This window comes from Novisyntrophococcus fermenticellae (assembly GCF_018866245.1).
Classification (GTDB): Bacteria; Bacillota; Clostridia; order Lachnospirales; family Lachnospiraceae; genus Novisyntrophococcus; species Novisyntrophococcus fermenticellae.
In genome coordinates this window covers 3,167,278-3,181,167 of record NZ_CP076458.1, presented here as the reverse complement: position 1 = coordinate 3,181,167, position 13,890 = coordinate 3,167,278, and the positions used below count along the sequence as shown (strand labels likewise).

Annotated in this window: 6 protein-coding genes and 1 pseudogene; 4 read left to right on the top strand and 3 right to left on the bottom strand. The window is 41.0% G+C overall.

Annotated elements, in window-relative coordinates:
- Nucleotides 1-67 precede the first annotated feature (67 nt).
- Nucleotides 68-4,915 (top strand): hypothetical protein, encoded by a 4,848-nt coding sequence (locus tag KNL20_RS14755; protein WP_230398488.1) that lies wholly within the window; start codon nt 68-70, stop codon nt 4,913-4,915.
- A gap of 122 nt (nt 4,916-5,037) precedes the next feature.
- Nucleotides 5,038-8,676 carry a polysaccharide lyase family 8 super-sandwich domain-containing protein gene (locus KNL20_RS14750; protein ID WP_230398487.1) on the top strand — a complete coding sequence of 1,213 codons (3,639 nt, stop codon included), beginning with the start codon at nt 5,038-5,040 and terminating at the stop codon, nt 8,674-8,676.
- A 372-nt stretch (nt 8,677-9,048) separates the two neighbouring features.
- On the opposite strand, the gene KNL20_RS14740 is transcribed toward KNL20_RS14750, so the two are convergent.
- The 3 genes from KNL20_RS14740 to KNL20_RS14730 all read right to left on the bottom strand — a co-directional run bounded on the left by KNL20_RS14740 (nt 9,049) and on the right by KNL20_RS14730 (nt 11,701).
- Complete coding sequence (locus tag KNL20_RS14740) at nt 9,049-9,375, bottom strand: hypothetical protein (RefSeq protein WP_230398486.1); 327 nt, start codon at nt 9,373-9,375, stop codon at nt 9,049-9,051.
- A gap of 356 nt (nt 9,376-9,731) precedes the next feature.
- On the bottom strand, nt 9,732-10,175 hold the full coding sequence (locus KNL20_RS14735; protein ID WP_230398485.1) for a DUF2798 domain-containing protein: 444 nt from the start codon (nt 10,173-10,175) through the stop codon (nt 9,732-9,734).
- Nucleotides 10,176-10,471: 296 nt separating this feature from the next.
- Nucleotides 10,472-11,701, bottom strand: a complete 1,230-nt coding sequence (locus tag KNL20_RS14730; RefSeq protein WP_230398484.1) for a glycerate kinase type-2 family protein — start codon at nt 11,699-11,701, stop codon at nt 10,472-10,474.
- Nucleotides 11,702-12,191: 490 nt separating this feature from the next.
- Here KNL20_RS14730 and KNL20_RS14725 point away from each other — a divergent pair.
- Both KNL20_RS14725 and KNL20_RS16395 read left to right on the top strand, forming a co-directional pair.
- Nucleotides 12,192-13,520, top strand: a pseudogene (locus KNL20_RS14725) (IS1634 family transposase); the annotation flags it as partial.
- 170 nt (nt 13,521-13,690) lie between these two features.
- Nucleotides 13,691-13,798: a DUF624 domain-containing protein gene (locus KNL20_RS16395; protein ID WP_408637502.1), complete on the top strand. Its 108-nt coding sequence runs from the start codon at nt 13,691-13,693 to the stop codon at nt 13,796-13,798.
- Nucleotides 13,799-13,890 lie beyond the last annotated feature (92 nt).

Here is a 13,890-nt window from a genome sequence, read left to right as displayed (position 1 = left end):
GTAAGAATGCAGACAGAACGAAGAGAACTATATCAAACAAAAGGAGGGAAATGAGAAAGAAATGCACATGCAAAGAAAAAGGTTAGGAAAAAAAATTCTGAGTGGACTGCTTGCATTGGGACTTTGTGTCAGTATGGTTCCAACTGTATCAATGACAACATATGCAGCAGATCCGACAGGCCTGTCTTTGAAGCTCTATGGAGCAGATGCGGCAGCATGGAATGGAAAAGACGAAGTCCGCGTATATGTAGATGCGGCAGAAAGCGGAGCAGCACTTGATACTGCTTCTTATCAGATTACAGAGGGTGGCGATAAATATGAATTGTCAGCTGATGGTTATCTGACATTGAAACCAGGAAAGACAACCGCAAAGGGTGATAAAATCACAATCGGCGCGTCTGCAAAATATTATTCAGAAGACCAGCTGTTATGGAGTGATGGTCTGGAAATAGACGGAAGTCTGAAACCATCTCAGGCAGGTATGTATGGCCTGACACATACAGCTGATAAAGCACACAACGGACTGAAGTCAGGTACAACAAATTCCGTACAGTGCAAAGACGGAATGTGGTCAGCTGATGTGAACAGCACAGGACGTCTTGTGTTCTGGTACTATGATCCGGCAACACCGGAGGAGATGGATAACAGCATTATTACTGATGAATTTGACCAGATTAAGTTCGGTATGGCAATCAATGGATACAGTAATTTCCTGATGGGAGTTGGAGTTCCGTCAAGTACAGAGACTGATGATAAAACACAGTATCTGAAAACATATACCGTTCGTGAGGCGGGAACATGGAGACCGACGAATATCCAGAGAACACCGGGCTGGCATAAGATGGAAGCAGAAGTTACTGCTGAAGGAACAAAGGCATTCATCGATGGTAATGCTGTGTGCTTTGCAGGAGAAGATACACCGCTTCTTGTAACAGGCGTAAAGACAATCAATAAAGCTGCGGTTGCTACAAACTGGGCAAACAAAGCAGATGTGATGACATGGGTAGAAGGAAAACATTTCATTGACGATATGTATATCCTGAAATCTAACGCTGGCGAGATCAAGACAGATGACTCTCTTACAATGACTGTAACAGTTGACAGTGATGTCACAGAACAATCTGATGAAATGAAACTTACATTCGGTGCAGACAACAGTGGAAGTCTTACAAAGGGAGAAACTGGTAAGGTTTATCTTGACAATGCAGATAACGTTGCAATTGAGAGTGTTGAATATACAACAAACAATGAAAACGTGATCGTAGGAAAAGACGGTACTTTGACACTGAAAGAGGGATACAAACCAGCAGCAGATGAAACTGTGAAAGTTACTGCTAAGGTAAAATACTATGATGAAGCAGGTGTTGTATTCACAGACAGTTTTGAAGGCGAGAAACAGTTTACTGATGGAGACGCTGGTTTATACAAACACAGCGACAAAGGTTCTTTGTTTGGTCGTTATGCAGCATCAGCAACAAGCACCAATATTGGTTCACCGGCTAAAAATCTGGATGAAGTAACCAATGTTACTGTTACAGCATATTACTATGATGCAAACGGCGGCGCTGATCAGACAAAATGGGGATTCGGTATCAATAATAATGATGATGCACCTTTGGGAATCTTCTATGACGGCACCATTGCTCCGCTTGTAGACAACATGACAAAGACACATTATGGTACTCGTATTAAAGGTTATACATATAACAACTATGGCTGGGGAACTACTGATGTTGAGAGAACAGCTGACTGGCACAAATTCCAGTGGGCAATTGATGAAACAAAAGGTCTTACAATGATGATTGACGGAAAAGTAGTTTCTACAAACCCGAAAGTTGAAAAAGATTCTACAGATAAGAATCTTGTAAAGGTTGAAAATAACGAACAAATCACGTCTTTGAACAGACTTGCAATTCGTGACAACTGGAACAACAATGCAACAAACATGAGTGAGATTTCGGACAGACATTTCATCGACGGCGTATCTGTTGTTAAGAATGGTACAGCAGTGAAAGAGGCAACTCTGGAGTCTGTTGAAATCCCGGTAATTGGTGTTCAGTACACAGTAACACCTGATCGTCTTACAGTAGATAAGACATATCCAAAAGATCAGACAATCTATATTTCTCCTTATATGGAAGGGGAGACAGATATCGTAGATGTACTGGTAAACGGTATGCCGACTTCTAAGAAACTCTGGACAGCAGGAAAAGGAAAAGCTCCACAGAACGCAACACAGTATCCGGCAGAGATGAAGGGATACAAAGTGGTTCTGGATGCGGCAGCAATCAAAGGAATGACAGATGGTGAAACAGAAGTTGTTCTGGTTACAAAAGAAGGTACAGAAATCAAAGTACCTGTTACAGTAGATGTTACAGAACATGTTGCTACAGATTATTATCTGTCAAACAACGGTGATGACAGCGATGATGGACATACACCGGAAACAGCATGGAAGACATTTGATAAACTTCAGAGTGTAACATTTGGCCCTGGAGATCACATCTATTTAGATGCAAAAAGTACTTGGAATGGAGTACAGTTCCGTCCGGAAGGTTCCGGAGCTGAAGGAAAACCGATCGTACTTACAAAGTACAATGACGGAGGTGATTCTTCTAAGAGACCGGTACTGAATGGTAACGGTACAATTGCCGATCTTGAGGCACACAGTTATGCGGCTTTCGATACATGGCGCGCATTCTATCCGTCAGGAACTATCGAGCTGTTCAACGTTGAGCAGTGGGAAGTTCGCGGTGTTGAGGTTACAAACTATGCAAAAGAGATGCAGAAGGGTGCTACAGGACGTAATGGTATTGCTGTAATTCATGATTACATGGAAGTACAGGATATCTCAGTAGAAGATGCTGTAAAACTTTCTAATGCAGAAAGAGAGCAGGCGTTTTATCGCGCAGGCAAACTGCAGCATATAGTAATTGAAGATTGCTATATCCATGACGTAGTAGGTTATCATCCAAAGAACGGAGCTGTAGGCCGCGGCGGTAAAATGAGCGGTGGTATCAATGCGTATGGACCGTATGATGATTTACATATGGACAAGAATATCGTTATGTACTGTGATGTAGAAGGTATCCGTAACGACGTTCTGGCATGGCAGGGAGATACAAGAACCCAGTTCCCGTCTTATATGGAAGACGTGACAGCAAACAACAACTTTATCGTAGGTGTACCGGGAGACGGTATTGTACTTTCCTCTGCAAATCAGTGTGAGATTGCAAACAACTACCTGTCAGATGCAGGTTATTCCTACTATGCAGCAGACAAATCAAAAAATCATAACATCTCATGGGCTGCCGGAAGCGGCGTACAGAATGGATGTAGAGACGTTGAGACAAAAACAGGTGCAGTGGCAAAAGACATGGGTAACCGTAAGGCTCCGATTACATTGCCAACTACCAACTTTGCAGGTCTGTGGTTCATCGGAACAAAAGATTCTGTGGCACAGTACAACGAAGCAGTCAACAACGTATGGACATGTAACGACTCTGAGGCATTTGACGCAGATATGTTCTGCTGGGGTACGGTATTCCAGTACAACTATACATACCGCAACAACGGTGGTTTCCTGTTGATTATGTCAACAGCAGATGATGGTACATTGGTTCGTTACAATGTCAGTGTAGAAGATTCTCAGGGATATGGTCTTGATGGAGGAGAGAGTCAGAATGGTCTGTTCCATTATGCAGGAGCGCCGGACGCAATCTACAACAACCTGTTTATCCTTGGTAAAGATCTGTCAACAGTCTTTGGTGGTGGATCTAATACAACACACTTCTTTAACAACATTATGATTGCACCGAATGGACTTCAGCAGAAGGGTGCTCATGCAGAAGATGGATATGATTATAAGTATGACTTCCATATCAATGGTTCTTCTGATGGAGTTGTTCAGAATCCGAAATTGTCAGGTGAAATTTACAACAACCTGTTTACAGAAGGAATTCTGGATACAATCGTTGATGGTTCTACGGTAGAGTTGAAGGATAACGTTGAGATATCTGTAGAAGATCTGGACAAGGTATTTGTTAATCTTGATGGATTTATGGAAGCACAGCCTGTAAAAGCATTGCTTGGAAGAAGTGATATTACGGGTGTTAACGTTGAAAAACTTGAGTACAAAAAGGGCGCCGGCGTAGCATTTACTCCGGAAGGAGGAAAGGCTGTTAAAGTACCGACAGGTGGATTCGATCTGACACAGTTCCAAGGAATCAAACTGAAAGAAAACGGACTGCTGAGTAAGAACCCGGCTGTAGGCGCAGGTATCGACGTAGATGAAATGGTAGTTGCTATGCGTGAGAAGAAGGGGGATAACTATTATTCTTACAAAGAGCAGACAGATGCAGTTCTGCCACTGACAAAAGACTTCTTCAAGAATGACATTACTGCCCTGAAGAGTGTGGATATCGGACCATTCCAGTCCGACGCAGAGTCACATGTGCATGAAATGGAAAAAATTGAAGCTAAGGCAGCCACATGTACAGAGGACGGAGTAAAAGAGCACTATAAGTGTACAGGATGCGAAAAATACTTCTGGGATAAAGAAGGAACACAGCCAATCGAAGATGTTCAGGAAACAGTTATTCCGGCAGCTCATGTAGATGCAGATGAAGATGGTACATGTGATGTTTGCGGTTACAAAGAAGGCGGAGAGGTAACACCGACTCCAACACAGGATCCGGATGAGGGCGGAAACGGTAATGCTGGAAACAATAATGCTGGAAATAATAATTCCGGAAATAATGGTTCCAATGCAAACAAACCAGATCAGACTACTACAGTGAAGACTGGCGACACAACAAATATCATATTGTGGGCAGCGATTGTTGCAGCAGCAGGCGCAGCAGTTATCGCAATGGTGGTAATCAGAAAGAAAAATACCAGAGGCAGCAGAAGATAATAACAGAAGACGATAACAAGGGTCTAAAATGCAGCTATTGAAGTAAAGGAAGCACACAATGAAGAGGCTGATGTGTCCGTTACGGAGCATCAGTCTCTTTTTTTAAACAGGAGGATATAGCGATGAACAGGAAAAAGTTTGGACAGGGCATGGCTCTTGGGCTTGCCGGAGCGATGCTGCTGTCATTATTTCCTACTGGTGGAACAGTTGCCGCGGCAGATATCGAGCCATTGGTAATTTCCACAGAAAAAGATGTTTATGTACAAGGCGGCGCTGATGCAGATAAAGTCATGAATGGCGGCAATATTGTAGTTAAGACGCCGGAAAAGGCTTCACTTGAATCAAAATATCATCGAAAAGGGTTAGTGGAGTTTGATTTAACAGGAGCATCACCGGAATATAATACAGCAATTCTAAAATTGCATGTAAAACAATTGGGCAAAGAATATAATGACACTGACTGCATGGACGTGTATACGACAGAGACGGGATGGAATCCGGAAATGACATGGAATACCATGCCGGAAGTGAAAGAGAAAGCCGCTTCTGCTTATCAGACCAATATCGATGAAGACAATATAATGAACATTGATATTAGCGAGGCAGTGCAGAAGGCATTAAATGCGGGAGAGAAGGCAATTAGTCTGGAACTAAGTTTTCCGATTCCGCAAGGGGGAGATCATGCCTTATATTTTATCCGTCATACAACAGAAGGTCAGGGACCGGCGCTGGAGTTAGCTTACGATGCAGAGAAAGCGCAGTATGATGCTTATTTTGAGAATCTTCGCAAAAAATGGCATGATTACATCGTTGGTTCAGAATTGGATCTGAACGATGCATCTGTTCAGAAATACGTAGCTTCTGTCAATAAGACAGCGAATAAATATTGGGAAGAGATGAATAAGAGCAATAAGACAGACCGGAAGCAGCTCTGGGATTCTCATCCAATTACGGTCTATACGGATACAAGTGCAGATGCAAGAGTGAGTTCAGGAAATGTGACAACGAATTTCCAGAGACTGAAAGACTTAGCACTTGCTTATGAGACAGCAGGATGTGATTTGTATCAAAATGAAACGTTGCTGCAGGAGATCATCTCAGGTCTTGATTTTATGGTAGATACATATTATAACGGCAGCACAAGTACAGATTGGGGAAACTGGTATCATTGGGAAATTGGTAATTCGCAGGCGCTGGCAGCTACGCTGATGATTGTGCAGGATAGCCTGACCAAGGAGCAGATGGATCATTATATGACAGGACTGGATCGATACGCAGGAAACTGTGGTTCAGCCGGGATTCCTGGTTCGCCAACGATGACAGGAGCAAATCTGTTGGATAAGGCATTAGCTGTTGCACAGACCGGTGTGCTGACAAATGATGCAAATAAATTGGAGTATGTAAAAAATGCACAGAAGGGTGTTTACAATTACGTAACAAAAGATGATGGATTTTATGCAGATGGTTCCTTTATCCAGCATCATACGCTGGCATATACTGCCGGATATGGGGAAAAATTGTATGGAGGAATCGGAGTGTTCTTCTATATGCTGGATGGAACACCATGGGCAATCCAGTATGAAGACGGCAGTGAACAGATGATCTATGATACCATCTTCAATTCTATTGAGCCGTTAATGTACGATATGCAAATAGCAGATAGTACAGCGGGACGAGGCATTGTACGTTCTACAGCAGATACACGTACACGTGCGGTCTATGTACTCAATGCAATCCTTCCGATTGGAGCTTCCATGAAGGGAGAGATGAAAGCAGAATTTGACAGTTTTGCAAAAGACTTTATTCTGACAGATGTAGATTACTATTTTGCACATACAGGAAATATTACAACGATTCAGCTGGCAAAGAATCTGCTCAATGACAGCAGTATTGCTCCGCGTGATAATTATGCAGTGCATAAGACATATGCAGGAATGGATCGTATTTCCCATGTACGACCGGGGTATATGCTTAATGTTTCGATGAGTTCTACCCGCCAGAGTAAATTTGAAAATTACAATGGAGAAGGTTTAAAGATATGGAACATTGCAGATGGAATGACCTATCTGTATACCGATGATTTGAATCAGTATACCAATGGATATTGGGTAACAATTGATCCTCACCGTCTTCCGGGAACAACCGTTGAACGAGCACTTAGCAGAAAAGATTTTACAACATATGCTGAGTCCGGAAGAACACCGTATAGCTGGGCGGGCGGCGTGACACTTGGAAATTATGGTGTTGCCGGCGTGCAGATGAAGTCACTTGGAAATGAAAATAAAGGAAATGGGAATCAGTTAACCGGAGCGGAGTCTAAGAAATCCTGGTTTATGTTTGATGATGAGATTGTGGCAGTCGGAAGCAGCGTAACATCTACAACAGGGAACTGTGTAGAGACAATCATTGACAATCGTCAGATCAAAGAAGATTTGTCTAATGAAATTACCATCAATGGAACTGCACAGAATATCGTGGATAACAGCGATAATGCAGACAAACATGGAACAGAAATTAAGGATGCACAGTGGGCACATATTCAGGGAAATACAGAGAATTCTGCTATCGGATATTATTTCCCGGAAGAAAACACAACCATTCATGCATTAAAAGAATTCAGAGAATCTAATTACAGTACACAGAGTACAACAGAGGATAAGGAAGTAAGCGGTGGTTATGCGACATTGTGGTTTGACCATGGCGCAAAACCGAAAGGGGCATCTTATGAATATGTCATCCTGCCTGGAGCAACAACGGATGAGACAAAAGCTTATGCGGAAGAATCTCAGGTAGAAGTATTGGCAAATGACGACAATGTCCATGCAGTTCATCACAAAGGTTTAGATATGACAGGAGTGAACTTCTGGAACGACGGTGAAAATGCAGCAGCCGGAATTACTTCTAATAAAAAAGCATCAGTTATGATGCAGAAAACAAAAGACGGAATCCTGGAAATTGCAGTATCAGATCCGACACAGGAAAACAACGGAACCATTGAGTTGACAGTGGATGTTCCATGTGAGGCAGTTGTTTCTCAGGACGAGACAGTGACAGTAAATGAAGTTGGAGATACAGTGAAACTTTCTGTTAATGTAGCTGGTTCTATGGGAGCAAGCCATACTGTAAAATTGCAGATGGTAATGCCGGTTGATAAAGAAGGATTAGAGACAGCGATTGAAAGTGCAAAATCTGAAGATCAGACAAAGTATACAGAAGAGACTTGGAATGCACTGATTGCAGTTGTAGAAAGAGCAGAAGCAATGCTGGAAAATGCTGATGTGGATCAGGAAACAGTAGATGCCATGGAAGAAAAAGTGCTGGAAGCAATCGAAGCATTGGAACTGAAACCAGAGCCGGTTGATAAGAGTGCTTTGGAAAAAGTAATCAAAGAGGCAGAAACGCTGAAAGAGAAAGATTATACTGCTGAGAGCTGGAAGGCAATGCAGGATGCATTGAAAGCAGCACAGGTTGTATCGGAAGACAAAGATGCAACAGAAGAAAATGTTGAGGCAGCAAGAGCAAGTCTTGCTAAGGCATTGGAGAATCTGGTAAAGGAAGAAGACGAAAAACCGACACCGGATCCGAAACCAGAACAAAAACCAGATCCAACACTGGACAAAAAACCGGAATCTAGACCGGCTGGAAATGAGGCTGGAGCAGTGCAAACCGGAGATACAGCAAATGTAATGCTGTGGGCGGTACTTGCACTGGCAGGCTGCACTGGTATTGTTAGTGCAATTCTGATTAGAAGGAAGAAGTAGGGTAGTCCAAACCATCACAGCTCCCGGGATAATTAATCCTACTCCATCCCTGGCACGGTTTACAAGTAGGTCATGAGCATGGGAAGTAAAGCCTTCCGGTTTTATGGTCCACTCAAAAATTGATGTTGGCTCCATTGGAACCATGATAAAACGATTTTTAATTTCACAGTTTCCAATCTTAGCTGGGGTAAATAAAACCTTATAATCTTTTTCCATATTTCCTCCCAATAAGCGGCAGCTGATGGTTCAGCAAAAGTGCCATGAATCATAACCGCTTGCATATCCGTTGAATGAGTTTAAAAATCGTTGGATGGGAGCTGAAAGGCTCCCAAGAATTATGTCGCCTTAATCAAGCAGTATGTATTCCCTATCTTAAATCTGCTCAAAGCGTTCTTCCTCCAATCTGTTCCAAAATGGTGTTTGTTGCCAGTACATAAAGGTTTTGTCATACTCAATCTTGCTCCTATACTTTTTTCCTTGAAATTCAAATATGACATAGTACACAACATGATGAATTTGGTTAACAATATCTACTGTCTTAAGTATTGGGATGGTATGCTGCATTCCATTCTCATCTGTTAGGCCAATATATAGTAATCTGGTTTCGCCATGCGTATTCGTAGAACTTATGACGGGAATCGCTCCTTTATAATTACCCCATTCTTCCACACTGTTTTTGTCATGCCTGATCTTATCCAAAATAGTCACCACACTTCCAACGGATGTAATTGTACAATCACAGTTTACATAATAACCTGTAATAAAATTTATTTTAATAAAATGGACAAAAAGCAACCGAATATATGCTCGGAATTTATAATTACATTATATCGAACAAATGTTCTGATATCAAGATGAAAAAACAGGAAAAAGCTCCGCAGAACCGGAAAGGAGTAGCGTAACATATTAAAAATATAAAAGGGGATGATGCACAGGGGAAAAGAATTGTCCGTAGATGAGCTGTTGGAGCTAATAACAAATTTATTTCTTTATGTTACAAACGATGCGATCATGGGGATAACAGTCAAGATTTCATCGTTTGTAAAATATACTTTTTATTTGAAAATCAATCTGAAAATCAGTCTGGCAAGTGGCCCGCAGTAGAATAGCTGATATAAAATCGCCATAGGGAAATTCATAGCCCAAGTTTGTATCCATGTCCCGAAACCTGGCTCTTTGAACAGTACAGTTGCAATGAGACTCATAATGGGGCACATGATACAGCAAATGGAGATGGAGATAGCATAGGTGATGAATTGAGGCCGGTCCTCTGGTGTCATAACTTTAAATGCGAGCATTCGTGCCAGCTTTCCCACCACGAAAAATTCTAAAACGAAAGCAATGGGAAGCATGATTGGCATCTCGTGTAGGGCGGCAAGGAAAGTAGTCCCAGTGACACGTCCCATATTCAAAGCGACATTGTAGACAATCATTCCATATACCATAATGGTGGCCATAATGGCAGTGAAAATGACATCCTGAAATTTGTTTTTTGGCATAAAAAACCTCCTAAAATAATAATAAATGTGTTGTTCGTTATCATTCGAGGAGTGTGCGTTTCCAATCTATAACCATATAAAAATTTTTCGTTAATAAATATACCACAGTAATCAGAATTATGCAACTTTTAAATATTTTTAACGTTTTAATATTTCAATATTAAAAAACAAAGGTGGGATTGTTCGCTATCTTTGCTTCGCTTATACAACCATTACTGACACACCATCTGGTATAGCAAGGATGTTTGCTTTATCATTCTTTTACCATCCCCTATTTGTATTAATAAAAGCGATCCTCATCGTTGAATCAATACTACGGATAAATCATTTACATTTGTTCCTGTCGGTCCTGTTATTACAAGTCCGTCAATTGCACGTAATGCATTGTAGGCATCATTGTTATTTAGATAAGAAAACAAATCCATCTTTTTCTCTTCCATCATATGCAGACTCTCACCATCTACATATCCACCTGCTGCATCTGTCGGTCCATCTGTACCATCCGATCCCACCGAAAATACTGCAGTATCTTTTAGTCCGGATATCCCATATGCTGCTGCCAATGCAATTTCTTGATTTCTTCCTCCTTTTCCTTTTCCTGTCAATTTTACGACTGTCTCTCCACCAGCTATAAATGCCAATGACTCCTTGCTATTACTGTGGTATCTGGCTATAGCTGCTAAAAAGCTCCCTGCATCACGTGCGGTACATGTTAAACTATCTGTAAGTATAAATGGTTTATATCCAAGTGTTTCAGCTTGCTTGCAGGCTGCTTCGCATAACTGACTAACACTTCCCGTAATCATTGTTTCTACATTATCTAAGCGTTTCGGCAATTCTTTTCGTAGCAATTGCTTTGTTTCCTCGCTCACAGTTAAATCATATTTTTCTATTACTTTCAGTGCCTGCTCACTGGTAGAACGATCTGGAAATGCTGGTCCCGAAGCAATCATATCCAATGGATCCCCGATTATATCTGATAAAACAATCGAAAATACATTTGCCGGTTCGCACAGTTTAGCGAATCTTCCGCCCTTAACCGCCGACAACCTCTTTCTGATTGTGTTCATCTCAACTATATCCGCACCTTTTCCTAATAACTGTTCAGTAATACTTTCAAGCTCTTTAAACGGAATCAGTGGCTTTTCAAATAGAGCCGAGCCTCCTCCCGAAACCAAAAATAACACGGTATCATCTACAGTCAATCCTGTAACAGCATCTATAGCTGCCTGAGTTGCTGTAACTGAATTTGCATCGGGCATAGGATGGCCTGCTTCATAAATATCTATTTTTTCAAGGGAGCCTTTTGAATGCTCATATTTTGTAATAACAACACCTTCTGATATTTTATCCCCCAATATATCAACAGCTGTTTTTGTCATTTGCCAAGCTGCTTTTCCTATCGCTATTAGTATCGTTTTTCCATCTCCAAAATTACGCCCTGTAAGTGCTTTTTCAACAGCTGTATCTGGCTTAGCTGCATTTAATGCCGACTTCACTATTTCTTTAAAATCATTTTTAATCATATACGCAACCTTTCTTGAAAGTATAGACGACATTAAACACCTTAATCTCCTTGTCATTACACCCTCGAAATATTCTGCCCACAAAAATTCGCCTAAGAGCTGGAGGAATTTCTTCTATAAAAATCGCCAGCCCTATATTGTCATAGAGATAAATAAACTGTTTATTCAATACTCATTGCATTTTGCTGTGAAAGCTCCACTTCTCCCATCTCCTATAGATACAAATAATTGGTATGACATACTTTTTAAACTTCTGCCTTATAGTATAGCATTATTAAAGGGAAAAGGCGAACGCTTTCGATAATAAGGAGTATCGGCCTAAAATGAAAATATAAATTCCACTCCCTCATTCCCTAGTGGAATTTACTTCCACACAGTTAACATTTACTCTTTCATACATAAGTGGTATGGTTACATCTCCTTCTGACAGCAGTAGAAGGAGATTTTATGAGTAAATATATCCGGGCGTTTGACAGTTGAACAATAGAAAAATGACAAAGGGGTAAGCACCTCTGCTATTATTCGCAAGCTTGGTACTTTAAAGGAATTACTAAAAGAACATGGTCCCACGCGGGATGATGTCATGTGTTGGGCTAAAGAAGAAGCCAGAATCGAAACTCAAAAATACAAAGAAGAACGTGAGAGCAAAGCGGTCCAGATCATTTTCCATGCCGACAGGCAGCTGGACTACGACAAGCAGAAGTTCTTTCGTGGCGGATATCTTTTTCTTCAGTACATTTATTACGGTCTGTAATTAAATAAAATATGCCGGAAATTGAAAGCTAAATATAAATTTCAGTATGATATAAATGCGATCCTCTCAGATCTGATCTACGCCAGAGTGCTTGAGCCGGCCAGTAAACGTTCTTCCTTTAAGGCTGCATCTGAATTCTTGGAAAGACCGTCTTATGAGCTTCATGATATTTATCGTGCCTTGGATGTTCTTGGAAGTGAATGTGATCTTATCCAGTCAGAAGTATATAAAAACAGCAACTTTCTGGTTGAAAGAAACGATAAGGTCCTTTACTATGACTGCTCGAATTATTATTTTGAAATCGAACAGGAAGATGGCAGCAAAAGATACGGAAAGAGCAAAAAACACCGACCGAATCCAATCATTCAAATGGGATTGTTCATGGATGGAGATGGCATTCCGCTTGCCTTTTCTACTTTTCCTGGAAATGCAAATGAACAGACTTCCTTAAGACCTTTAGAGAAAAAAGTCCTTGGGGAATTCGGATGCCAGAAATTCATCTATTGCAGTGATGCAGGCTTAGCTTCGGAAGATATCCGAAACTATAATCATATGGGCGAGCGGTCTTTTATTGTAACACAGTCCATAAAAAAGCTGTCCACCGAAGATAGATCATGGGCTTTGGATCCAAAGGGCTTCAAAAGAATCTCCGATGATAAGCCTGTTGATATCACTAAAATTCCTGCGGATGATCCGGACCTTTATTATAAAGACGAACCCTATACAACCAAAAAGCTTCATCAGCGTCTGATCATTACATATTCACCAAAGTATCTGCAGGATGAAAATAGGATCAAGGCACATTTTCTTATCTGCTTTCTTGCACTGCTGTCTTACCGCATACTTGAGAAAAAGCTTGATTACAAATACACTTGTGAAACACTCTTAGGAACTTTAAAATCCATAAATTTTGCAGAGATTCAAGAACAGGGACTCATGCCATTGTATAAGCGTGAAACAATCACAGATGATCTACACGCTGTCTGTGGATTCCGAACCGATTATCAGTTCATAACGAAAAGTCAAATGAAAACAATTCAGAAAAGAAGTAAAGGCAGAGAATAAATTACCATACTCTGTGAAACAAATAAAAACGGCTGTAGTCCTTATAATTTCAAGGTGGGAAAGAATATATCGGAGGTGACAAGATAACGATAGAAGCACCTATCGATGAGATTCCGGCGTTTGTGAAATCAGGTAAACTTAAGTATCTCTTCTAAGGAAGGAATAAAAAGATGACGAAAAAAATTTTTGCTTTGCGTTCACTAAGTTTACTCTGGCTGATCTGTTCACTTCCAATTATCACGATTGGTCCATCCACGACAGCTGTTTATTCGTTTTGACAAGATATAAAACATTTTATGGGAGGTATTTTATGAAACAATTTGAAGTTGCAAAAGAACAAAGCGCGGGCGATTTTCGTTCGGACAGTAAT

Coding starts and splice junctions, on each gene's coding strand:
- KNL20_RS14735 (WP_230398485.1), bottom strand. CDS start 10,175: ATGCCAAAAAACAAATTTCAGGATGTCATTTTCACTGCCATTATGGCC.
- KNL20_RS16395 (WP_408637502.1), top strand. CDS start 13,691: ATGACGAAAAAAATTTTTGCTTTGCGTTCACTAAGTTTACTCTGGCTG.
- KNL20_RS14755 (WP_230398488.1), top strand. CDS start 68: ATGCAAAGAAAAAGGTTAGGAAAAAAAATTCTGAGTGGACTGCTTGCA.
- KNL20_RS14750 (WP_230398487.1), top strand. CDS start 5,038: ATGAACAGGAAAAAGTTTGGACAGGGCATGGCTCTTGGGCTTGCCGGA.
- KNL20_RS14730 (WP_230398484.1), bottom strand. CDS start 11,701: ATGATTAAAAATGATTTTAAAGAAATAGTGAAGTCGGCATTAAATGCA.